This window comes from Bradyrhizobium sp. UFLA05-112 (genome assembly GCF_053572325.1).
Map to the genome: position 1 here is coordinate 49,756 of NZ_JBANBK010000017.1, position 21,005 is coordinate 70,760.

Sequence of the window (21,005 nt, forward strand, 5' to 3'; positions counted from 1 at the left end):
GGATATTGTCATGGAGTATGGTCCCTTGAAGGTGAGAGAGCTTCGGTCCTCGCAGACCGCGCTGCGGCGAGGTCTGGTGATCGTACTGGTGTTGTCGATTGTGTTCGCGGCGGCTTCGCCTGCGACCGCGCAGTCGCTGACCGATCGCTTCAAGAACCTGTTCGGCGGGTCGTCGGACGAGCCGTCGGCGCAGACCCCGACGCCGTCGCCCGGCCAGCCGTCCGACGCCCAGACCGAGGTCGATTGCCCGCCGGTTACGGTGCGTGCGGGCGCGTCCACCTATGCCGTGGCCGTCTCCGGCAAGCAGGCGGTCGGCAACGACGTGCGCTACCAGGCCTCGATCACCAAGATGGCGCGCGAATGCGTCCGCAACGGCAGCGAGATCACCGCGCGGATCGGCATCCAGGGCCGTATCGTCGCGGGCCCGGCTGGTGCACCGTCGTCTGTGGAAATTCCGCTGCGCGTCGCGGTGGTGCAGGGCGGCGTCGGCGAAAAGGTGATCGGGTCGAAGGCCTATCGCACCACGGTGGCGATGTCCGAGGATGGCAGCGTGCCCTTCACTTTCGTCGCCGAGGACATGGTCTATCCGATGCCGTCGGCAGCGGCCGCCGATTCCTATATCTTCTACGTTGGCTTCGACCCGCAGGCGCTGTCGGGATCGTCGAAGGCGGCGCCGAAGAAGAAGAAATAGGCGGCGCCAAATAACACGCTGTCATGCCCCGGCTTGACCGGGGCATCCAGTACGCCGCGGCCTCTCCGTATCATTCACCGCCTCTGGAATACTGGATCGCCCGGTCGAGCCGGGCGATGACACCGAGACTTTCAATGGACCCAATCATTCAAACAAAAAAAGCCGGCGCTCATCGCGCCGGCTTTTTGATTTGTGAGGAAGCTCGCCTCAGTTCAGCTTCTGCCGAACCTCGGTGATGCCCTTGGCGAGCAGGTCGTCCGCGACCTGGCCCTTGACCGACTGCGACAGGATGGTGGAGGCGGCCTGAACGGCTGCCTCTGCCGCTGCGGCGCGGACGTCGGCGAGCGCCTGGGCCTCGGCGAGCGCAATCTTGCTCTCCGCGGTCTTGGTTCTGCGGCCGACGAAATCCTCCATCTTCGCCTTGGCTTCGGCCGCGATGCGCTCGGCTTCGGCTTTTGCATTGGCGATGATGTCCTCGGCCTCACGCTCGGCGGTGGCGCTGCGGGCCTTGTAGTCGGCGAGCACCTTGGCCGCCTCCTGCTTGAGCCGCAGGGCGTCGTCCAGCTCGGCCTTGATGCGCTCGGCGCGATGGTCGAGCGTGGTCAGCACGGTCTTGTGGATGCCGAGATAGCCGAAAACGACCATCAGGATCACAAAGGCGACGGCGACCCAAAATTCAGGTTCGAAGAACATCTCGACTAACCTTTCAGGGACGCATCGACCGCGGCGTTGACCGACGCTGCGTCGGGAACGACGCCCGTGAGCCGCTGCACGATCGTACCGGCCGCATCGGCCGCGATGCTGCGGACGTTGCCCATGGCGGTGGCGCGGGTCGAGGCGATGGTCTTCTCCGCCTCGGCGAGCTTTTTCGCCAATTGCTCTTCCAGAGTCTTGCGTTCGGCTTCCGCCTGCGCATTCGACTTTTCGCGGGTCTCGTTGCCGATCGCCTGGGCGCGCGAACGCGCCGAAGCGAGCTCGCCTTCATAGGTCTTCAGCGCGGCGTCGGACTGGTCCTTCAGCTTCTGCGCCTCGGCCAGATCACCGTCGATCTTGTTCTGACGTGCTTCGATCGCGCCGCCGACACGCGGCAGCGCAATGCGCGACACGATCAGATAGAGCGCGACGAAGAAGATCGCGAGCGACACCAATTGCGATGGAAAGGTGCTGCTGTCGAACGGCGGAAAGCCTCCGCCGTGGTGACCGCCCTCGGCCTCGGTGTGAGCATTGGCCTCCGGGCCTTTTGCCCCGCCATGACTCTCAGCCATGGAGATCTCCTGTTGCTGTCATGCGCGCGCCGCCCCGTAGGTCGGGCGGCGCGAACACCTCATCAGAGCGGAACGAACAGCAGAAGCAGCGCGATCAGCAGCGAGAAGATGCCGAGCGCTTCGGTCACGGCGAAGCCGAAGATCAGGTTGCCGAACTGGCCCTGGGCGGCCGACGGATTGCGCACGGCGGCTGCGAGGTAGTTGCCGAAGAGGACGCCAACGCCGACGCCCGCACCGCCCATGCCGATGCACGCGATGCCCGCGCCGATAAGTTTTGCTGCTGCCGGATCCATTTTTGACTCCTTGGAAGAAAGATTGGGTTGTGGGTGGATATTCCCCGGACCGCTCAGTGTCCGGGATGAAGGGCGTCGTTGAGGTAGATGCAGGTCAGAATCGCGAACACATAGGCCTGGAGGAACGCGACCAGAAGTTCGAGCGCGGTGAGCGCGACGGTAAGGGCGAGCGGCATCACGCCGCCGATCCAGCCGACAGCGCCGAGCGAAACGCCGAGCATAGCGACGAAGCCCGCGAATACCTTCAGCGCGATGTGGCCGGCCAGCATGTTGGCGAACAGACGCACGCTGTGCGAGACCGGCCGCAGTAGGAACGATAGGATCTCGATGAACATCACCAGCGGCAGGATGTAGCCGGGAACGCCGTGCGGCACGAAAATACTGAAGAATTTCAAGCCGTTCTTGTAGACGCCGTAGATCAGGACGGTGAAGAAGACCAGAAGCGCGAGCGTCGCGGTAATGATCAGCTGGCTCGAGACCGTGAAGGTGTAGGGGATGATGCCGATCAGGTTCGAGACGGCGATGAACATGAACAGCGAGAAGATCAGCGGGAAGAACTTCATGCCTTCCGCGCCGGCGTTGCTGCGGATCATGGTCGCGACGAATTCGTAGGAGATTTCGGCGACCGACTGCAGGCGGCCGGGAACGAGCTGCGTGCCGCTGGCGAGCATCAGGAGCGAGATCACCGCCACCGCCACCAGCATGTAGAGCGACGAATTGGTGAAGGCGATCGTGTGGCTGCCGATATGGCCGATCGTGAAGAGAGGCTCGATATTGAACTGATGGATCGGGTCGATTGTCATCCGCGCGGCATCTCTCGGTCTGCCGGGCAAGCCGGCTGGTCTCGGTCAGCCGGCCGGGCCGGCCCGTGCCGGCGAGGCCGGCACGATCAATTCCTCTGGCCAGAGGGGCTACGAACCACTGCGCCTGTTTTGACCCGCGCCCGCCGATCTCACCACGTTCACCACGCCAGCCACGAAGCCGAGCAGCAGGAACACGATAAATCCGAAAGGCGACGTCGACAGCAAGCGGTCGAACCCCCAGCCAATCCCCGCTCCGACAATGACCCCGGCGATCAACTCGGAGGATAGCCGGAAACCGAGCGCCATCGCCGAGGCTCTGGCCGCTTCGTCTCCACCTTCACCTGCGGGTTGCTCGGTCTTGATCCTGCGGTCGCGAAATTCGGACAACCGCTGATTAAGACTTCCGAGCCTTGCGGAAAGCGCAGCCTCCTCAGGCGATTTATCGCCATTTCCATTCTCGCCGTGCCCCGTGCTCGTACTCATGCAACGAAGACCCGAAACGCCGCGGTTGAATGGAAATTACGCCCGCCACCCTCGAAAGCCGCGCGGACCATACTGACCGCACAGAATCAAGTCAAGCCAAGTCACGATTGCGTCGTTTTCGACTATCTAATTGATATTACTTGAAATATCGCCGTCTTCCCCAGCGCTGCACACAGCGTGACGCCGCACCGCAGCAGCTCGCGCCGCAATCAGCGGGCCTTGCCCGGATCTGGCTGCTCTGCGGATATCGAACGAGGTGCGAAATCAGTCATCCCGCCAGCGCGTTTTTCGCGCGCGGGGTGTAGGATTGCAGGCAGGTCACATGATCACATCATTTTCCGACGGAGCAGCGCCATGAGGTCAGCGACGTCATCCAGAGCATCGTGGTTTTCGGCGGCTGTCATCGCCGTGGCTGTCGCGGCGGGTGGCGGTCTCGTTTTCGCGCAGGCGGCACCCGACAGCGAGAACGGCCGCTACACCATGGCGCCGACCCCGGACGGCGTGTTGCGGCTCGATACGCGCACCGGGACCGTGTCCACCTGCTCGAACAACGGGGCGGGCTGGGCCTGCTACGCCGTGCCCGACGAGCGCTCCGCGCTCGACGCCGAGATCGGCCGCCTGCAGGCCGAGCTCGAGAAGCTGAAGGCGCAGCTGGCCGCCGGGCCGACCGTCTCCGGCAAGATCGACGATGCGCTGCCGAAATCCGACTCGTTGAAGAAGGCCGAGCCGAAAGCCGCGGAGAACAATCGCAAGATCGAGGTCCCACTGCCCAGCGATCAGGACGTCGATCGCGTGGTGTCGTTCCTGGAGCGCGCCTGGCGGCGGTTGATCGAGATGGCCAACCGCGTGCAGAAGGACGTCTCGGGGAAGATTTAACGCGCAGTTACGCAACGGACTGCGCACAGCTGCGTTCTTCGTAGGGTGGGCAAAGGCGCGCTTGCGCCGTGCCCACCATCTTTCATGGATCGCAACAGAAGTGGTGGGCACGGCGCTGACGCGCCTTTGCCCACCCTACGGCTGCGTAGGATAAAGCGAGACCTTTCATGACATCAACCACGCGCTCCGCGCCATCGACGGTGCAGGCCACGACGATCAGCACATCGTTGCTGACGGTGCAGACCTCAGGCCGCGGTTTCGTCGATCTGACCACGGAAGCCGAGAAATTCGTGCGCGACGTTCGCGCGCGCGACGGCGCATTGACGCTGTTCATCCGTCATACCTCGGCGTCGCTGACGATCCAGGAAAATGCCGACCCCTCCGTGCTCGTCGATCTCACCACGGCGCTATCGCGACTGGCGCCCGAGAATTCCGGGTGGGTGCATGACCTCGAAGGGCCAGACGACATGCCAGCGCATATCAAGACCATGCTGACGGAGACATCGCTCCAAGTGCCGGTCCTGAAGGGCGAACTGGCACTCGGCACCTGGCAGGCGATCTATCTGATCGAGCACCGCAAGACGCCGCACCGGCGCGAGGTCGTGTTGCAATTCATCGGCCAGGCGAACTGAACAACGTGCGCCGACAAAACAAAACCGGCCGCGGATTTCGCGGCCGGTTTGCTGTTGGTTTGCGCCGGCGGCAGGCCGCCGGCAGCTTGCGCGATCAGGTCGCCTTGATGTCGACGTCCTTGGTCTCCGGCAGGAACAGGAAGCCGACCACGGCGGTGATCACTGCGAACACGATCGGATACCAGAGGCCGGCATAGATGTCGCCGGTCGAGGCCACGATCGCGAACGCGGTCGCCGGCAACAGGCCGCCGAACCAGCCATTGCCGATGTGGTAGGGCAGCGACATCGAGGTGTAGCGGATCTTGGTCGGGAACAGTTCGACCAGCATCGCCGCGATCGGCCCGTACACCATGGTGACGAAGATCACCAGGATGAACAGCAAGCCGATGATCGCCGCCACCTGCGGACGGAAGATGTCGAACGGATGCGCCATCTTCACGATGCCGGGGTCACCCGCCTTGGGATAGCCAGCCGCCTGCACCGCCGCGAGAACCGCCGGGTTGCTGTCCTTGGCGTTGGCGTAGGGCACTTCCTTGCCGTTCACGACGACCTTGACGCCGGAGCCGGCCGCGCCGGGCATCGTCACGTATTTGACCGACGACTGCGACAGGAAGGCGCGCGCGGTGTCGCAAGGCGCTGTGAAGACGCGGGTGCCGACCGGATTGAACAAGTCGCCGCAGCCCGCGGGATCTGCCCACACCTCGACCTTGCCCGCTTCGATCGCCTTTTCCAGCGCCGGGTTGGCGTTGGTGGTGATCATCTTGAAGATCGGGAAAAAGGTCAGCGCCGCGATCAGGCAGCCGCCGAGGATGATCGGCTTGCGGCCTATCTTGTCGGACAGCGCGCCGAACACGACGAAGAAGCCGGTGCCCAGCAAGAGCGACCAGGCGATCAGCAGGTTCGCGGTGTAACCGTCGACCTTCAGGATCGTTTGCAGGAAGAACAGCGCGTAGAACTGGCCGGTGTACCAGACCACGCCCTGGCCCATTGTGCCGCCGAGCAGGGCGAGCAGCACGAGCTTGCCGTTCTGCCAGTTGGCGAAGGCCTCCGTCAGCGGCGCCTTCGAGCTCTTTCCTTCTTCCTTCATCTTCTGGAAGATCGGCGATTCATTGAGGCGGAGCCGGATCCAGACCGAGACGCCGAGCAAGAGCACCGACACCAGGAACGGAATGCGCCAGCCCCACTTGGCGAACTCGGCTTCGCCGGTCGCGGTGCGGGTGAACAGGATCACAAGCAGCGACAGGAACAGGCCGAGCGTCGCGGTGGTCTGGATGAAGGAGGTGTAGTAGCCGCGTTTGCCGTTCGGCGCGTGCTCGGCGACGTAGGTTGCCGCACCGCCATACTCGCCGCCGAGCGCGAGACCCTGAGCAAGGCGCAGCGCGATCAGGATCACCGGAGCTGCGAACCCGATCGTCGCCGCGTTCGGCAGCAGGCCGACGATGAAGGTCGACAGACCCATGATCAGGATGGTGACGAGGAAGGTGTATTTGCGGCCGACGATGTCGCCGACGCGGCCGAACACGATGGCTCCAAACGGGCGCACCAGGAAGCCTGCCGCGAAGGCCAGCAGCGCGAAGATGTCACGGGTTGCTGGCGGATAATCCGAGAAGAATTGCAGGCCGATGATGCCGGCGAGCGAGCCGTACAGATAGAAATCGTACCACTCGAAGACGGTGCCGAGCGAAGAGGCGAGAATGACGAACCGTTCGTCCTTTGTCATGCCTCCTGCGCCAGCACGGGACACAGTCATTGTCGTCATGTTGAATTGGCTCCCCGAAAATCGTTTCCTCGCTCCCAGATGTCCGGACGCGGCCGGACAGCTTCTGGGCTTGCCCCAAAGGTAACATCGTCGTGAAACCGGCCCCAATACGACTTTCGGCCTTTCGCACTGACGCGTGGCTGACGGCTGCTGGCATGCAACGCCGCGCCAAGTAGAATATCGGGATTAACCCCTTTGCGGCAAAGGGATAATGTGGGCTTGCATGCCACGGCCGCTCGGGGAAGAATTGGCCCGCCGGCGCCCTGGCTTGTTGGCCCGACCACAACGACAGCAAGAGATCGATGAACGCTCCCGCAACCCGCCTCGTCATCGCCGATGACCATCCCCTGTTCCGCGATGCGCTGCGCCAGGCAGTGGCTGGCGTTCTGACCTCGGCGCGGGTCGACGAGGCCGGATCGTTCGAGGACCTGACCAAGCTCCTGGAACAGGATTCCGATGTCGATCTGGTCCTGCTTGACCTGTCGATGCCCGGTATCTCCGGCTTTTCGGGCCTGATCTATCTGCGTGCGCAATATCCGGCGATCCCGGTGGTCATCGTCTCGGCGTCCGACGACAGCGCCACGATCCGCCGCTCCCTCGACTTCGGCGCCTCCGGTTTCATTCCCAAGCGGTTCGGCGTCGAGACCCTGCGTGACGCCATCCTGAAGGTGATGGACGGCGATGTCTGGGTGCCCCCGGATACCGACCTCAACTCCGCCGCCGATCCCGATATGATGCGCCTGCGCGACCGCCTGGTGACGCTGACGCCGCAGCAGGTGCGGGTGCTGATGATGCTATCGGAAGGTCTCCTCAACAAGCAGATCGCCTATGAGCTCGGCGTCTCCGAGGCGACCATCAAGGCCCACGTCTCCGCGATCCTGCAAAAGCTCGGCGTGGAGAGCCGTACCCAGGCCGTGATCGCCGCCGCCAAGATCGCCGGCGGCCAGTGGAAGCAGGGCACGCCGACGGAGTGATCCTTGGCTGTCATTCCGGGGCGATGCGAAGCATCGAACTATGGTGCGCAATTGCGCACCTGAGAATCTCGAGATTCCGGGTTCGCTTCGCGCCCCGGAATGACGACGTCTCACTCCGCAGCCACCATCTGCTGCGTGCGCCATTGCCCGAGCAGAGCCCGCAGCGAAGCCGGCTTCACCGGCTTGTTCAGCACCGCGATCTGCTCCTCGCGCGCGGCGACCTGCACGGCCGGGCTGCGGTCGGCGGTGATCAGGATCGCCGGTATGTTGTCGCCGAAGCGGCGGCGGATGTCGCGGATGGCGGCGATGCCGTTGCCGCGGTCGAGATGATAGTCGACGAGCAGGCCTGTCACGTTGCGGCCGGCCGCCTCGATCGCACTGATCGCACCCTCGGGATCAGCGACCGCGATGACCTCGGCATTCCAGGCTTTCAGCAGCGTGCGCATGCCGTCGAGGATTGCTGCGTCGTTCTCGATGCATACGATCAGCGCGCCGGCAATCGGCGTGCGTGCGAGCGGCGTGGCGCTGGTCACGGCCGCAGTATGGGTTGCCGCCTTGGCGGTCGGCACCGTTACCGAGAACATCGAGCCGCCGCTCGCATTGGCATCGATGGCGATGCCGTGCTTGAGCACGCGCGCCAGGCGCTCGACGATCGACAGGCCCAGTCCCAGGCCGCGCGCGATCCGCGCGCCCTGCTCGAGGCGGTGGAATTCCTTGAAGATCTCGCTGCGCTTCACGGCAGGGATGCCGACGCCGGTGTCGTAGACGCAGACTTTCAGCGATGGCCCCTGGCGGCGGCAGCCGACCAGCACACGCCCGCGCGGCGTGTATTTGATCGCGTTGGAGATCAGGTTCTGCAGCAGGCGACGCAGCAGCAGCCGGTCCGATTTGACCGCCAGCGAGCAGGGCATGAAGGTCAGCCGCAAGCCCTTGGCGCGCGCGATCGGCGCGAACTCGATCTCCAGCGACCGCATGAGGTCGCCGATCTTGAAGCTCGAGATCGAGGTCGTCATGGCGCCCGCATCCAGCCGCGAGATATCGAGCAGCGCGCCCAGGATCTCCTCGATCGCCTGCAGCGATTCGTCGATGTTCTCGACCAGCCGCGTCTCTTCGCCGCCATGCTGACGCTCCACCAGGCTCGTCGCGTAGAGCCGCGCGGCGTTCAGCGGCTGGAGGATGTCGTGGCTCGCCGCGGCGAGGAAGCGCGTCTTGGAAATGTTGGCGTCTTCGGCGGTGCTCTTCGCCCGCGCCAGCTCCGAGTTCAGTCGCGTCAGCTCCTCGGTGCGGTCGCGCACCCGCTTTTCCAGCGTGGCGTTGGCGCGCTCGAGCGCCTCGGCCGCCTCGAAGGACGGGGTGACGTCGGTGAAGGTGATGACGAAGCCGCCACCGGGCATGCGATTGGTCAGGACTTCGATGACCATATGGCGGTCGGGCAGGCGCTCCAGATACGGCGCGCTGTCGGTCGTATAGGCGACGAGCCGCCGCGCCAGCATCGCCTCGTGATCGTCGACTTCCGCCGGGTTGCCGGCGCCCATGAATTCCAGGATTTCGCGCAGCGGCGTACCGAACTGGATGAAATGCGGCGGCACGCTCAGCAATTCGCCGAACTGCCGGTTCGAGCAGATCAGCTGCAAGTCCTCGTCGAACACCGCGATGCCCTGGCGCACATGATTGAGCGCGGTCTGGAGGATCTCGCGGTTGAAATGCAGTGCCGCATGGGAATCGTCGAGCAGTTTGAGCGCGGCTTTTGCCGACACGGTCCGCTTGCGCAGCAGGAGCGACATCACGAGGCGCGAGGAGGCCGCCCCGATCGAGGAGGCGATCATGTGCTCGGCGTGCTGCAACAGTTCGAAATCGGCCGGTGCGCCCGCTTCGAGCCGCACATTGCGCCGTGACGCAAACGCCTCGAAGGATTGCCGCGCGCGCTCGGGCCCGAGATATTGCGCCACCGTGCTCTGGATGTCCTGCACGGTGACGGTGGTGCGCCAGCGGCGGAAATTCGGCGCGATCGGCGCGAGCGTGTTGGGAACGAACAGGTCACCCTGCACGAGCTCGATCGAGCTCGGCTGGCGCGCCAGCGAGAGCAGCACGTAGGTGAGGACGTTGAGCGACAGCGACCAGGCGACGCCATGCAGCAGCGGCGGAAGGTCGGCGCCGAACAGCGCCTGCGGCCGCAACGCCTCGAGGCCGAACGGACCATGCTGAAGCAGCAGGATGCCCGAGGTCGAGGAGTCGAGGAAGCTCGGCAGGAACAGCGTGTAGAGCCACATGGCGAAGCCGACCAGCATGCCGCCGATGGCGCCGCGCGCGGTGGCACGCCGCCACAACAGGCCGCCGAAGAAGCTCGGCGCAAGCTGGGCGATGGCGGCAAAGGACAGAAGACCAATCGCCGCGAGCTGGGTGTTGCCGAGTGCGCGATAATAGAAATAGGCCATCACCATGATGGCGAAGATCGCGAGGCGCCGCGAGCGCAGCAGGAAGTCGATGAAATCCGTCGCGCCGGCGCGGCCCTCGGGCCGCCGCTTCAGCACCAGCGGCACCACGAGGTCGTTGGAGACCATGATGGAGAGCGCGACGCATTCCACGATCACCATCGCGGTCGCCGCCGACAATCCGCCGACGAAGATGGCGACGCTGAGCAGGTCGTTGCCGCCCTCCATCGGCAGCGCCAGAACGTACATGTCGGGATCGATCGCGCCGAACGGGAAGGTCACGAGACCGGCGAGCGCGATCGGGATCACGAAGACGTTGATGGCGACGAGATAGAGCGGGAACAGCCAGCGGGCGCGGCCGACCTCGGCATCGGACGAGTTCTCCACCACGCTGACGTGGAACTGGCGCGGCAGCAGCATGACTGCGCAGAACGATAGCAGCGTCATGGTCAGGAAGTTGCCGATCGAGGGCGAATAGTTGATGGCGCGCACCGCCTCCGGCGTCTTCATCGCGCGCTCGATCAATTCGTGCGGTGAGAACATCCAGAAGGTGACGAAGGCGCCGGCGGCGAGGAACGCCACCAGCTTGACGATGGATTCGGTGGCGACCGCGAGCATCAGGCCGTGCTGGTGCTCGGTGGCGTCGGTCTGCCGCGTGCCGAACAGGACCGCGAAGGCCGCCATCGCCAGCGTCACCATCAGCGCCATGTCGCCGAGGATCGGGATGTGGGAGAAGGCCTGGTCCTCGCTCAAGATGGTTTCGAGCGAGGAGGCGACGGCCTTCAGTTGCAGGGCGATATAGGGCACCGAGCCGATGATCGCGATCAGAGCGACCGTTGCCGCCACCGCCTGGCTCTTGCCGTAGCGTGCGCCGATGAAGTCGGCGATCGAGGTGATGTTCTGTGCCTTGGCGAGCTGGATCACGCGGCGCAGGATGCCGGTGCCGATCCCGATCATCAGGACCGGGCCGACATAGATCGCGAGGAAGTCGGTCGAGGTGCGGGTGGCGAAGCCGACCGAGCCGAAGAAGGTCCAGGAGGTGCAGTAGATCGCCAGCGAGAGCGGGTAGATCAGGCCGGAGGCACGGCCGGCTTTAGCCTGGGAGCGGCGGTCGCCGTGGCTCGCTACCAGGAATAAAAAGCCGATATAGCCGAAAGCGGCTGCGATCACGCCCCAGTCGTGCAGCATTGCTGGGGAACCTCTCCCTTGCGTCGCGGCGAAAGCCGCGTCTGATCTCATTTTCCGAAGAAAATCTAGCGCTTAAGCTCGCCGCAAGCGACAGCCATTTTTCCAGTTGCCGCAGGAACCATCATCGTCGTTAAGCTGCGTCGTCATGATCGCAGGGCGGCCTCAGGCCTACCGAGAGAGTCCCCGTTTGGCACCCCACTCCCTGTCCCTCCCCCTTTGCTGGGGAGGGGGTAGCCCGGGAAGGGTGTGGGTGGATTCATCGCGCTGGGCCAGCGCGACTTACTCCGCCGCCAGCGACTTCTGGCGCAGCGGCAGGCCGAGGCGGTCCCAGACCTGGAGGAGGGCTTCGGCGAGCTGATCGATCAGGCCGTCGTCGTGATAGGGCGAGGGCGTGATGCGCAGCCGCTCGGTGCCCTTGGCGACGGTGGGATAGTTGATCGGCTGGATGTAGATGCCGTGCTCTTCCAAGAGCAGGTCGGAGGCCTGCTTGCACTTCTCGGGATCGCCGACGAACAGCGGCACGATGTGGGTGTCACTCGACATCACCGGCAGGCCGGCGGCATCCAGGATCGCCTTGACGCGCGCGGCGCGGTCCTGATGGCGCTCGCGCTCCCAGCTCGAGGTCTTCAGGTGCTTGATCGCGGCGGTTGCGGCCGAGCAGATCGCTGGCGGCAGCGCGGTGGTGAAGATGAAGCCCGGCGCATAGGAGCGCACGGCGTCGATGATCTGGCCGTTGGCCGCGATATAGCCGCCAAGGCAGCCGAAGGCTTTCGCCAGCGTACCTTCCAGGATGTCGATGCGATGCATGACGCCGTCACGCTCGGCGATGCCGCCGCCGCGCGGGCCGTACATGCCGACGGCATGAACCTCGTCCACATAGGTCATCGCGCCGTATTTCTCGGCCAGGTCGCAGATCTTTGCGAGCGGGGCGACGTCGCCGTCCATCGAATAGAGGCTCTCGCAGGCGATCAGTTTTGGCCGGTTCGGGCCGGCGGCCTTCAAGAGCGCTTCGAGATCGGCGAGGTCGTTGTGGCGGAATACGATGCGCTCGCAGCCGGATTGGCGGATGCCCTCGATCATCGAATTGTGGTTGAGCTCGTCCGACAGGATCAGGCAGTTCGGGATGAGCTTGGCGATCGTCGCGATGCCGGTCTGGTTCGAGACGTAGCCGGATGTGAAGAGGAGAGCGGCCTCCTTGCCATGGAGATCGGCAAGCTCGGCTTCGAGCTGCACCAGCGGATGATGGGTGCCGGCGATGTTGCGGGTGCCGCCCGCGCCGGTGCCGACCCGGGTCGCGGTCTCGACCATGGCGCCGACCACCTTCGGGTGCTGGCCCATGCCGAGGTAGTCGTTGGAGCACCAGATCACGACGTCGCGCTTGCCCTTGGGCGAATGCCACACCGCGTGCGGGAACCTGCCGGCCATACGCTCGAGATCGGCGAACACGCGATAGCGCCGCTCGGCGTGGAGGCGATCGAGGGCGGAATTGAAGTACGCGTTGTAATCCATCGGCAGACCTGCAGCGGAACTGGCTAATCTTCTTAGAGCTTTTCAAGCTCTAATGTCTATGCGCCAGCTCACATTTGGCAATGCGGCGGGCAGGACCATTCATAGCGGCCGGCCGTCAGCAATAATTGATGTGGATCAACCGGCTAGTGCCGCCGCACGCCAGCTCCTTGGACTGCGCGGTCGCCTTCGCGGCGGCATGGACATTTTGTCCATGGCGCTTCGCCGGTCATGATCGCGGAACCGGTTAAGCCGGGCTCGTGGCCCTTCTCCAGAAGGGGCTGCGGTGCCGCCGGCCTCGCGGAGAGCTCTTGCAAAGGGAAGCGCCATGAAACGAGTGATGATCCTGAACGGCCCGAACCTCAATCTCCTCGGCGTGCGCGAGCCGCACATCTACGGAACGACGACACTTGCCCAGATCAAGGCTAGCTGCGAGGAGGCCGCTGTAAGGCTCGATCTCTCGGTCGCCTTCCACCAGTCCAATCACGAGGGCGTTCTGGTGGACCTGATCCAGTCGGCGCGGCAGGATGCCAATGCCGTCATCATCAATCCGGCTGGCTTCTCCTTCACGTCCGTCGCGATCATGGACGCGATCAAGGCGTTCGAGGGCCCGGTGCTGGAGGTGCATATCTCCAACATCCACGCCCGCGACGAATATCACCGGCACTCGAAGATTTCGTTCGTGGCGACCGGCGTGATCTGCGGGCTCGGGCCCTACGGCTACATCGCGGCGATGCACGCGATCGCGCAGATGAAGTGAGGCGCGCGCTCAGGTCGTCCTGAACTGGAGCACGCCGTCCCTCTCTTCCGCGGTCAGCCGTCCCTCGACCAGCATGTAGTTGACGTGGGCGATCAATTCGCCCGCGGCAAAGCCCATCTGGTGGGCATCGAGCACGTGCTTGTGGAACACGACCGGCACGAGCTGGGACGAGGTCTGCGGCACCTCGCGGCACGCTTCCGCGATCATGCGGCAGCGCTCCTCGTGATGGTCGGCGAGCTGCTTGATGCGGGTCTTCAAGCCGTAGAACGGCACGCCGTGGCCGGGCAGCACCAGCACGTCATAGGGCAGCGTGGTGGTGAGGCTCGCGAGCGAGGCCAGATATTCGCCGAGCGAGTTCTGGTCGGGCTCGACCGCCCAGACGCTGACGTTCGGCGAGATCTTGCTCAGCACCTGGTCGGCGGAGAGGAACAGCTTGTCATCCGCGCAATACAGCATCACCTGGTCGAGCGCATGACCGCCGCCAGTGATCACCTTGAAGCGGCGCGGGCCGATCACGACCTCGTCGCCATGCGAGATGCGGCGGTAGGAGGCCGGCAGCACCGACACGCGTTTCAGATATTCCTGGCCGCGGCCGAGCAGCTTGTCGGTCAGCGTCTCGTCCATGCCATGGCGACGGAAGAACAGCCGCTGCGCGTTGCGCCGCTCCTCGGTGCCACGGTTCTGGTGATAGACCGATTGCAGATATTCAACCTGCGACATCTCGAGAGGACAGTTGAACCGCTCGACGATCCAGCCCGCCAGGCCAACATGGTCGGGGTGCGAATGGGTGACGATCAAGCGCGTGATATGGACGCTTCTGAGCGGCCCGTCGAACAGTTTTGTCCAGGCCTCGATCGTCTCCTCATTGCCGAAGCCGGAGTCGATCATCGCATAGCCGTCGCCGTCGGCGAGCAGGTAGATGTTCACATGGTTGAGGCGGAACGGCAGTTTGAGCCGCACCCACAACACACCGGGGCGCACCTCCACGACCTCTTCGGGGCCGGGATGCTGTTCCCAGGGGTAGCGCAGGGCCTCGGCCGAGGACTGTACGCTGTCGCTCTTCGAATGCATGGACTATCGGTACCCGCACATCGGGCCGGACGCCAGCCGAAAAACCACGTGGGGTGGCCTTCGCATGGCCGTCATTCCGGCGGGCGGACACGATGTCATTCCGGGGCGCGGCAAAGCCGCGAACCCGGAATGCGGAGGTTGTGGCGCGAGATTCCGGGTTCGCCTCTTCGAGGCGCCCCGGAATGACGGAAGAGAAGTCTTAGGCCGCGCGGATATTGCTGAGGAACGCGTCGACCTCTCCGCGCAGCACGTCGGCCTCGCGGCGCAGCGCATCGGAGGCGCTCAGCACCTCGGTCGCCGCAGCGCCGGCTTCGGCCGAGGCCGTGGAGACGCCGACGATGTTGCTGGACACCTCGCTGGTGCCTCCCGCGGCGTGCTGGATGTTGCGGGCGATCTCGCGTGTCGCTGCCCCCTGTTCCTCGACGGCGGCGGCGATCGACGTGGTCACGTCGTTGATCTCGCCGATGATCTGGCCGATGCCCCTGATCGCGCCGACCGCAGAGGTCGTGACCTGTTGCATGCTGGCGATCTGGGTGCGGATCTCGTCCGTGGCTTTCGCGGTCTGGCTCGCGAGGCTCTTTACTTCGGAGGCGACCACCGCGAAGCCGCGGCCGGCCTCGCCCGCGCGCGCCGCTTCGATCGTGGCGTTGAGCGCGAGCAGATTGGTCTGCGAGGCGATGGTCTGGATCAGATCGACGACCACGCTGATGCGGCTTGCGCTGTCTGCAAGGCCTTGCACGGTCGCGTCGGTCGCGCCGGCTTCGTGGACCGCCTTCTTGGCGATCTCGGCCGAGGTGACGACCTGGCGGCTGATCTCGGCAATCGAGGACGACAATTGCTCGGTGCCGGCCGACACCGTCTGCACGTTGACCGAGGTCTCCTCGGCGGCCGACGCCACGGCGTTGACCAGCGCGTTCGACTGGTCGGCCGTCGACGACATGCTCTGCGCGGTCGCCTGCATCGAATTGGCCGATTGGGCGAGGCTGTCGAGGGCTGTGCGCACGGTGCCTTCGAACGATCCGATCTGCGCCTCCATGCGCGCGGCGCGCTCCGCCTTGGCGACGCGGTCCTTGTCCTGCTCGCCGGCGAGTGCACGGGCCTCGATCATGCTCTGGCGGAACACCTGAAGCGTGTCGGTCATGGCGCCGATCTCGTCACTATGTCTGGTGCGGACGATCTCTGCGTCGAGATCGCCGGCCGAGAGCAGCTGCATCGCGCGCTGCAGCCCGCCGATGCGCCGCAGGATGTTGCGTCCGACATAGAGCCACACGAACAGCACCGAGCCGACCAGGGTCAGCGCGCCCAGCGCCAGCATGACCATGGTGGCGAACGAAATCTGCCTGCGCGCCTGGAAGGTCGAGTCGTTGGTCTCCTTTTGCACACCTTCGACCAATTGCTGCACGCTGATGCCGAGGCCGACATTGAGCTTGCGGGTTTCGTCGAGCACGGTCTGGCCGTAGTCGGTGGCGTCGAGCTCCTTCTCGCGCAGGTTGAACACGCCGGTCTTCCCGGTGCCGAGCGCAAGCAGCTTTTCGGCCGTCTCGCGCAGCATCTTGCTGCCCTGATTGTCCGGCAGCAGGTCGAGGTTCGAGCGCAGGCGCCCCTGGGCCGTCTTGAAATCCTTCTGGATGTCGTCGAGCTTGTCGGCGGTGTTGGCCGAGAGCGCTGCGCTCATGTCGGCCGCCGCAAGATTGCCGGCCGCAACGACATTGCCGAGCTGGCCGACGGTCTGCGCCGCTTCGCTGGCGTCTTCGGCCGACAGGTTCGCCGAGCCGAGAATCGCGTTGACCTGGGTCTGGGCATTGAGCATCGCAGGGCTCGCCGCGCCGACGAAATCGCCCTGTGCCTTGCGCAGCGCATCGTATTGCTTGTCGTGAAGTGCCGCGACGTCGAGCCGCTCGCGGGCGGCCGAGGTCAGGCTTTGCGCTGCCTCATTGAGGTTCTTGATGGTGTCGTTGAGGCCCGTGACGACCGTCTTGTCGGCGCCGAGCTCGATGATCTCGCCGAGCTTCTGCTGGACCTGCTGCTGCAATTCCTTGAGCTTCCTGGTGCGCTCGTTCAGAGCATCCTCGCTCGGTGCGGCGAGCAGTGCCGGTCCCTGTGCCGCGAGGCTCGCGCTCTGGGCGGACAATTGCAGGCTTGCGGCGAGACGCGGAATGTCCCGCCCGCTCAGGTCGACCATGCGTTCGCCGAGATTTTGCAGCACGTAGCCGGCGCCCGCCGAGATCACGAGGCCCATGCCGGCAATGACCGCGAAGGCGGCGAACAGGCTGCCGCGCACACCCCACTTCTGCAACGAGATACGAGGCCCGAGGCTGCCCAGGCTCACACGGATCGCCATCAGAATTCCCCCACGCGCATTACTTTATATTTTGCGGGCGGCAGTATCGGGGGCGCGAGTTAAAAAATCGCAAGCGAGGCAATTGCTTGCGCTTTTCCACGCGGCGAAAAAAGAAGGGCCGGCAAGACTGCCGGCCCTTTCCGCAAGATCGATTGTGGTTGGCGGTCAGTAACGCGCGGCCACCGGGCCCGCCCAATTGAAGCGGTAGTTGACGCCCGCCTTCACCGTGTGATCGTCGGTGGTGAAGCTGCCGGCCGGCACCAGCGCCGCAGGCGCGGTGAAGCTGGCGCTGCCGAAATTGTAGTACTGGTATTCAGCCTTGGCCGACCAGTTCGGGGCGAACAGGTATTCAAGTCCGGCGCCGACGGTGTAGCCGTTGCGATGATCGCCAGAGATCGCAAATCCGACCGGCGCGCCGCCAAGCGTCACATGCTCGTTGTTGTCCGAATAGGCGTAGCCGCCCTTCACGTAGACCAGACCCGGGCCCCAGGTGTAACCGACGCGACCGGTGATCGAGCCGAGCCCGCGCTGATCGTTGGTGTAGGCGTAGCCGCTCGGGAACACCGCGCCGACGCTGCCGGAGAGCCAGGAGTACTGGCCTTCGACACCGACCACGAAGTTCGGGTGGAATTGCCAGTCCGCACCGACCTGCAGACCACCGAGGAAGCGGCCGTTGCCGTTGTTGCCGGTGGAGAGACCGTTGAAATTGTTGTCGCTCGAGAACGCGCCGCCGAGATGCGCACCGAGATAGAAGCCGGTCCAGTTGTAGATCGGCGCGACATAAGCCGGCGCAGGCGTCTTGCTGTAGTAGGGGCGGGCGCCGAGATCGGCACCGACGGCGGGCGCGGCGGCGCTTAACGAGAGCAGCGCAACGGTCGCGAACAGAATCTTCTTCATCGTCTTCTTACTCCAACGCATCATTCCCGGCAGGCGCGCATCTCGCGCCGTCGTTGCTTTCGCGGATAGCGGGCTTTTGATGAAAATGCTGTCACATGCGCGGCACAGCGGCCGCCAACCCGACGTATTGGCCGGCAAATGCTTTTCGTGCTTAACGACGGCTTAAGAAAGGGTGAAGAAAGGCTTAACGCGGCTGGGTTTGCGGAGACGATCGGCCGCTCTCCGTCAAGCCAGGCGCCTGCGCACCTCCTCGCGCATCTGCTCGCGAAACTTTTCGCGCTGCGCGGGCCGGTCCTTCTCGGCGATGGTGTGACGATCGAAGATGTCGAACTTCTCCAGGATCGGATAGCGCTCGCTTGCCATTGCGAGCACGCGGAGCACCTTGGCCGCCGACGCGCTCGGCCCGCGCACCTCCCAACGCCGGATCGTCACTGTCCCGCTCACAGCCGGCAGGCCGCACAGCTTCGCCATGTCCGCGACCGTGAGCTCCCGGCCGAGCGCCTCGGACAGGTCGGCGCGCAATTGCTTCAGTTCGGGGCCGGTCATGTCACCTCAGTTAAGCGAAGTCGATGAGGTGAATGCATTAGCGCTGATTCGGGCCGATCCGAAGGCGGGCCTGTCTCATCCCCCGGGACCTGCCAAAGCGACGCAATCAACCTCCACGTCGAATGGCCCGGGCCACGACGGGACATGCACGAAGATGCGGGCGGGGGATTCATCCTCGAAGTAGCGGGCGTATATCTCGTTGAACGCGGCGAAGTGCGAGGGGGTGGGCGTGCAATAGACATTGCACTTGATGACCCGTGTCAGCGAGGATCCTGCCGTTTCCAGGCAGTGCTTCATCTGATCGAGCACGATTTCGGCCTGCCGCTCGAATGGCAGCGGCCTGATCTCGCCTGTTTCGGGATCAAATGGCGGCAGTCCGGACAGATAGACCAGGCCGTTGGCGACGACCGCCGGATAGATCGGGCCTTTGCGGCGACGTTCCAGATAGGTCGAAATCGGCTCCACGCGGATTCGTTTCATGTTGCTTTCTCCGGGCTCTGCTGGCGCCACAAGCCTGTCTCTTATACACATCCATGCTGGCCGCGCTCATGGGCGGACAGGCGCTGACCGCAAGCGAGCTCGCTGCGCGGGCGCGAGTATCAAAGTCCACCGCCAGCGGACATCTCGGCAAGCTGGTCGGTGCGAGGTTGCTTAGCGTGACCCAGAAGCGCCGCAACCGCTACTACCGCATCGCGTCGCCTCTGGTGGCCAGGATGCTGGAAAGCATCAAGGCGGTCGCCGCGATCGAGGTTCCGTCGCGTCACCAGCCGCGCTCGATCGGCGATGACCAGCTCCGTTTCGCGCGCACCTGCTACGATCATCTGGCCGGTCATCTGGGGGTTGCCATCGCCGATGCCCTCGTTGCCAAAGGGCACCTTGTCCTCACGGACGACGGCGGCGAGGTGACCGCTTCCGGTACACGCTTCCTCTCCCTGTTCGGTGCCGAGCTGACGCCGACGTCCCGGAGCAGGCGAGTTTTCTGCCGCCCGTGCCTGGACTGGAGCGAGCGCCGCTATCATGTCGCCGGTCACGTCGGCGCGGAAATTCAACGATGCTGCCTGGAGCTCGGTTGGCTGAGGCGCGATCGCGACACGCGGATCGTGCGCATCACGCCGTCCGGGCAGATCGGCTTGCGCAAGACATTCGGCATCGACCTGAGCGATGGCAGAAGCCGCGGTTCATCAAATGCCCGATCATGAATTCGCGTGCTAGTCTCTCGCTGCCGGTCGAGCGTCAGCGAGGGGAAATCCCATGCCAGTGTTCAAGCTGCCCCTGTCGGGGGATGTCGTGCAGTCGATTTATCCGTCGTTCTTCAGTCCCACTGGCGGCCAGTTCGGGCTCGTCAACATCACGGTCGGGCAATCCTCGGCGCCGGAGGTCGAGAGGGACGTGCTGTCGGATGTCGGCAGCTACGGCAAGCAGATCGGCCAGATCGCCGATGCGTTGCTCGCGGTGATCGAGCATCTGGAAGCGGACGTCGACGGGACGCTCAAGCGCGACAAGGCGATCAAGGACTTCAAGACCATGCTGCATGCGGTCGCCAAGGTGAAGAACGCCCACCATCGCGAGGCACGGCGCCCGCGCGACTGATCGCGTCATACGGCCTGCGCGTTCCGTCCGGGTCGGGCGGCGAGCGGGCCGCCCGGCGCAGTCGGCATCCCGCCGCACAAAAAATGCAGCGCGATCCTGTTTTCACTTGATTCATCTCCCTGTCACGGTGACAAGTCCGCCATGGACAACGCTACCCGCTCGGAACGATCTCGCAACGCTGCGCTTGAAGCGGCGATTGCCATCATTGCGCGCGACGGACCCGGCCGGCTGACGCTCGACGCCATCGCGCGCGAGAGCGGCCTGAGCAAGGGCGGCGTGATGCACCAGTTCCGCACCAAGGAAGCCGTGCTCAAGGCGCTGCTCGAGCGGCAGATGGCGCATTTCGAGGAATTTTCGAACCGCTATATGGCGAAGGTGAGCGCCACCTCCGCGAACCCCGCGCTCGCAACCCAGCTCGCGACAGTCCGCGAAGCGGCCGCGTCGCCGAATTCGGCGGCGCTGGCGCTGGTCGCGGCCATGGTCGAAAACCCCGGCCTGATGTCACTGCCGCGCGATCGTGAGATGAAGAGGGTCGCGGCGATCAAGGCTGAGGCCGCGGACCCGGATCTTGCATTGCTGCGCTGGGCCGCTGCACGCGGACTGCTGCTCAGCGGCCTGTTCGGCATGTCGCCGCTCAGCAAGGAGGAGCATCAGCGCCTGTTCGCGCGGCTGCTCGACGACAGCCAATGGAGCGCGCTGGAAAAGCCTGCCAAGCCACGCGCTGTGAAGGCAGGCGCAACGACACCCGCCAAGAGCGCGACCGCGCGCAAGCGCGCCTGACCAGCAGCCACGAATCCGTTGCGGCATCAGCCGCGCCAGGCACGCTCCAACCCCTCATCCTGAGGAGCTTGCGGAGCAGGCGTCTCGAAGGATGAAGGCCGAGCTGCAAGAGCCGGCC

21 protein-coding genes are annotated in these 21,005 nt (G+C 64.6%); 8 read left to right on the forward strand and 13 right to left on the reverse strand.

Annotated elements, in window-relative coordinates; translation table 11 throughout:
* Nucleotides 1–10 precede the first annotated feature (10 nt).
* Nucleotides 11–691, forward strand: a complete 681-nt coding sequence (locus tag SO180_RS12700; protein WP_449379160.1) for a hypothetical protein — start codon at nucleotides 11–13, stop codon at nucleotides 689–691.
* Between the two features lie 207 nt (nucleotides 692–898).
* On the opposite strand, the gene SO180_RS12705 is transcribed toward SO180_RS12700, so the two are convergent.
* From SO180_RS12705 to SO180_RS12725, 5 genes are all read right to left on the reverse strand, one after another.
* A complete protein-coding gene (locus tag SO180_RS12705) occupies nucleotides 899–1,384 on the reverse strand; it encodes a F0F1 ATP synthase subunit B family protein (protein WP_449379161.1) in 486 nt (161 codons plus the stop codon).
* A 5-nt stretch (nucleotides 1,385–1,389) separates the two neighbouring features.
* The gene (locus SO180_RS12710; RefSeq protein ID WP_449379162.1) at nucleotides 1,390–1,956 is read right to left on the reverse strand and encodes a F0F1 ATP synthase subunit B; all 567 of its coding nucleotides are present in this window, start codon (nucleotides 1,954–1,956) and stop codon (nucleotides 1,390–1,392) included.
* A gap of 62 nt (nucleotides 1,957–2,018) precedes the next feature.
* A complete protein-coding gene (locus SO180_RS12715) occupies nucleotides 2,019–2,249 on the reverse strand; it encodes a F0F1 ATP synthase subunit C (protein ID WP_027521425.1) in 231 nt (76 codons plus the stop codon).
* Between the two features lie 53 nt (nucleotides 2,250–2,302).
* The gene (locus SO180_RS12720; protein WP_449379163.1) at nucleotides 2,303–3,052 is read right to left on the reverse strand and encodes a F0F1 ATP synthase subunit A; all 750 of its coding nucleotides are present in this window, start codon (nucleotides 3,050–3,052) and stop codon (nucleotides 2,303–2,305) included.
* Between the two features lie 108 nt (nucleotides 3,053–3,160).
* A complete protein-coding gene (locus SO180_RS12725; protein ID WP_449379164.1) occupies nucleotides 3,161–3,535 on the reverse strand; it encodes an AtpZ/AtpI family protein in 375 nt (124 codons plus the stop codon).
* A gap of 354 nt (nucleotides 3,536–3,889) precedes the next feature.
* On the opposite strand from SO180_RS12725, the gene SO180_RS12730 reads away from it, so the two are divergent.
* Together SO180_RS12730 and SO180_RS12735 are read left to right on the forward strand one after the other, a co-directional pair.
* Nucleotides 3,890–4,411, forward strand: coding sequence for a hypothetical protein (locus tag SO180_RS12730; RefSeq protein WP_449379165.1), 522 nt, complete (start codon nucleotides 3,890–3,892; stop codon nucleotides 4,409–4,411).
* Between the two features lie 167 nt (nucleotides 4,412–4,578).
* Nucleotides 4,579–5,043 (forward strand): secondary thiamine-phosphate synthase enzyme YjbQ, encoded by a 465-nt coding sequence (locus SO180_RS12735; RefSeq protein ID WP_449379166.1) that lies wholly within the window; start codon nucleotides 4,579–4,581, stop codon nucleotides 5,041–5,043.
* Between the two features lie 94 nt (nucleotides 5,044–5,137).
* Here the strand turns inward: SO180_RS12735 and SO180_RS12740 are convergent, their stop codons facing one another.
* Nucleotides 5,138–6,763 carry an MFS transporter gene (locus tag SO180_RS12740; protein WP_449379167.1) on the reverse strand — a complete coding sequence of 542 codons (1,626 nt, stop codon included), beginning with the start codon at nucleotides 6,761–6,763 and terminating at the stop codon, nucleotides 5,138–5,140.
* Between the two features lie 341 nt (nucleotides 6,764–7,104).
* Here SO180_RS12740 and SO180_RS12745 point away from each other — a divergent pair, with 341 nt between their 5' ends.
* A complete protein-coding gene (locus tag SO180_RS12745) occupies nucleotides 7,105–7,776 on the forward strand; it encodes a response regulator transcription factor (RefSeq protein ID WP_027521419.1) in 672 nt (223 codons plus the stop codon).
* A gap of 110 nt (nucleotides 7,777–7,886) precedes the next feature.
* On the opposite strand, the gene SO180_RS12750 is transcribed toward SO180_RS12745, so the two are convergent.
* Nucleotides 7,887–11,396, reverse strand: a complete 3,510-nt coding sequence (locus SO180_RS12750; RefSeq protein ID WP_449379168.1) for a PAS domain-containing hybrid sensor histidine kinase/response regulator — start codon at nucleotides 11,394–11,396, stop codon at nucleotides 7,887–7,889.
* Nucleotides 11,397–11,675: 279 nt separating this feature from the next.
* Nucleotides 11,676–12,905, reverse strand: coding sequence for a 5-aminolevulinate synthase (gene hemA, locus SO180_RS12755; RefSeq protein WP_449379169.1), 1,230 nt, complete (start codon nucleotides 12,903–12,905; stop codon nucleotides 11,676–11,678).
* A gap of 325 nt (nucleotides 12,906–13,230) precedes the next feature.
* Here hemA and aroQ point away from each other — a divergent pair, with 325 nt between their 5' ends.
* Nucleotides 13,231–13,662: a type II 3-dehydroquinate dehydratase gene (aroQ, locus tag SO180_RS12760; RefSeq protein ID WP_449379170.1), complete on the forward strand. Its 432-nt coding sequence runs from the start codon at nucleotides 13,231–13,233 to the stop codon at nucleotides 13,660–13,662.
* 9 nt (nucleotides 13,663–13,671) lie between these two features.
* On the opposite strand, the gene SO180_RS12765 is transcribed toward aroQ, so the two are convergent.
* From SO180_RS12765 to SO180_RS12785, 5 genes are all read right to left on the reverse strand, one after another.
* Nucleotides 13,672–14,733, reverse strand: coding sequence for an MBL fold metallo-hydrolase (locus SO180_RS12765; protein ID WP_449379171.1), 1,062 nt, complete (start codon nucleotides 14,731–14,733; stop codon nucleotides 13,672–13,674).
* 199 nt (nucleotides 14,734–14,932) lie between these two features.
* Nucleotides 14,933–17,074 carry a methyl-accepting chemotaxis protein gene (locus tag SO180_RS12770; protein WP_449379172.1) on the reverse strand — a complete coding sequence of 714 codons (2,142 nt, stop codon included), beginning with the start codon at nucleotides 17,072–17,074 and terminating at the stop codon, nucleotides 14,933–14,935.
* A 165-nt stretch (nucleotides 17,075–17,239) separates the two neighbouring features.
* Nucleotides 17,240–17,971 (reverse strand): outer membrane protein, encoded by a 732-nt coding sequence (locus tag SO180_RS12775; protein WP_449379173.1) that lies wholly within the window; start codon nucleotides 17,969–17,971, stop codon nucleotides 17,240–17,242.
* A gap of 225 nt (nucleotides 17,972–18,196) precedes the next feature.
* Nucleotides 18,197–18,517 carry a hypothetical protein gene (locus SO180_RS12780; RefSeq protein ID WP_449379174.1) on the reverse strand — a complete coding sequence of 107 codons (321 nt, stop codon included), beginning with the start codon at nucleotides 18,515–18,517 and terminating at the stop codon, nucleotides 18,197–18,199.
* Between the two features lie 75 nt (nucleotides 18,518–18,592).
* On the reverse strand, nucleotides 18,593–18,997 hold the full coding sequence (locus SO180_RS12785; RefSeq protein WP_449379222.1) for a RidA family protein: 405 nt from the start codon (nucleotides 18,995–18,997) through the stop codon (nucleotides 18,593–18,595).
* Nucleotides 18,998–19,050: 53 nt separating this feature from the next.
* On the opposite strand from SO180_RS12785, the gene SO180_RS12790 reads away from it, so the two are divergent.
* From SO180_RS12790 to SO180_RS12800, 3 genes are all read left to right on the forward strand, one after another.
* Nucleotides 19,051–19,716 carry an ArsR/SmtB family transcription factor gene (locus tag SO180_RS12790; protein ID WP_449379175.1) on the forward strand — a complete coding sequence of 222 codons (666 nt, stop codon included), beginning with the start codon at nucleotides 19,051–19,053 and terminating at the stop codon, nucleotides 19,714–19,716.
* A 52-nt stretch (nucleotides 19,717–19,768) separates the two neighbouring features.
* Nucleotides 19,769–20,107, forward strand: a complete 339-nt coding sequence (locus tag SO180_RS12795) for a hypothetical protein (protein ID WP_449379176.1) — start codon at nucleotides 19,769–19,771, stop codon at nucleotides 20,105–20,107.
* A 141-nt stretch (nucleotides 20,108–20,248) separates the two neighbouring features.
* Nucleotides 20,249–20,887, forward strand: a complete 639-nt coding sequence (locus tag SO180_RS12800; RefSeq protein WP_449379177.1) for a TetR/AcrR family transcriptional regulator — start codon at nucleotides 20,249–20,251, stop codon at nucleotides 20,885–20,887.
* The last annotated feature ends 118 nt before the right edge of the window (nucleotides 20,888–21,005 follow it).

What these genes read in the sequence shown, in the direction of transcription:
- SO180_RS12700 (WP_449379160.1), top strand. Translation starts at nt 11, where the DNA reads ATGGAGTATGGTCCCTTGAAGGTGAGAGAGCTTCGGTCCTCGCAGACC.
- SO180_RS12705 (WP_449379161.1), bottom strand. Translation starts at nt 1,384, where the DNA reads ATGTTCTTCGAACCTGAATTTTGGGTCGCCGTCGCCTTTGTGATCCTG.
- SO180_RS12710 (WP_449379162.1), bottom strand. Translation starts at nt 1,956, where the DNA reads ATGGCTGAGAGTCATGGCGGGGCAAAAGGCCCGGAGGCCAATGCTCAC.
- SO180_RS12715 (WP_027521425.1), bottom strand. Translation starts at nt 2,249, where the DNA reads ATGGATCCGGCAGCAGCAAAACTTATCGGCGCGGGCATCGCGTGCATC.
- SO180_RS12720 (WP_449379163.1), bottom strand. Translation starts at nt 3,052, where the DNA reads ATGACAATCGACCCGATCCATCAGTTCAATATCGAGCCTCTCTTCACG.
- SO180_RS12725 (WP_449379164.1), bottom strand. Translation starts at nt 3,535, where the DNA reads ATGAGTACGAGCACGGGGCACGGCGAGAATGGAAATGGCGATAAATCG.
- SO180_RS12730 (WP_449379165.1), top strand. Translation starts at nt 3,890, where the DNA reads ATGAGGTCAGCGACGTCATCCAGAGCATCGTGGTTTTCGGCGGCTGTC.
- SO180_RS12735 (WP_449379166.1), top strand. Translation starts at nt 4,579, where the DNA reads ATGACATCAACCACGCGCTCCGCGCCATCGACGGTGCAGGCCACGACG.
- SO180_RS12740 (WP_449379167.1), bottom strand. Translation starts at nt 6,763, where the DNA reads ATGACAAAGGACGAACGGTTCGTCATTCTCGCCTCTTCGCTCGGCACC.
- SO180_RS12745 (WP_027521419.1), top strand. Translation starts at nt 7,105, where the DNA reads ATGAACGCTCCCGCAACCCGCCTCGTCATCGCCGATGACCATCCCCTG.
- SO180_RS12750 (WP_449379168.1), bottom strand. Translation starts at nt 11,396, where the DNA reads ATGCTGCACGACTGGGGCGTGATCGCAGCCGCTTTCGGCTATATCGGC.
- hemA (WP_449379169.1), bottom strand. Translation starts at nt 12,905, where the DNA reads ATGGATTACAACGCGTACTTCAATTCCGCCCTCGATCGCCTCCACGCC.
- aroQ (WP_449379170.1), top strand. Translation starts at nt 13,231, where the DNA reads ATGAAACGAGTGATGATCCTGAACGGCCCGAACCTCAATCTCCTCGGC.
- SO180_RS12765 (WP_449379171.1), bottom strand. Translation starts at nt 14,733, where the DNA reads ATGCATTCGAAGAGCGACAGCGTACAGTCCTCGGCCGAGGCCCTGCGC.
- SO180_RS12770 (WP_449379172.1), bottom strand. Translation starts at nt 17,074, where the DNA reads ATGGCGATCCGTGTGAGCCTGGGCAGCCTCGGGCCTCGTATCTCGTTG.
- SO180_RS12775 (WP_449379173.1), bottom strand. Translation starts at nt 17,971, where the DNA reads ATGAAGAAGATTCTGTTCGCGACCGTTGCGCTGCTCTCGTTAAGCGCC.
- SO180_RS12780 (WP_449379174.1), bottom strand. Translation starts at nt 18,517, where the DNA reads ATGACCGGCCCCGAACTGAAGCAATTGCGCGCCGACCTGTCCGAGGCG.
- SO180_RS12785 (WP_449379222.1), bottom strand. Translation starts at nt 18,997, where the DNA reads ATGAAACGAATCCGCGTGGAGCCGATTTCGACCTATCTGGAACGTCGC.
- SO180_RS12790 (WP_449379175.1), top strand. Translation starts at nt 19,051, where the DNA reads ATGCTGGCCGCGCTCATGGGCGGACAGGCGCTGACCGCAAGCGAGCTC.
- SO180_RS12795 (WP_449379176.1), top strand. Translation starts at nt 19,769, where the DNA reads ATGCCAGTGTTCAAGCTGCCCCTGTCGGGGGATGTCGTGCAGTCGATT.
- SO180_RS12800 (WP_449379177.1), top strand. Translation starts at nt 20,249, where the DNA reads ATGGACAACGCTACCCGCTCGGAACGATCTCGCAACGCTGCGCTTGAA.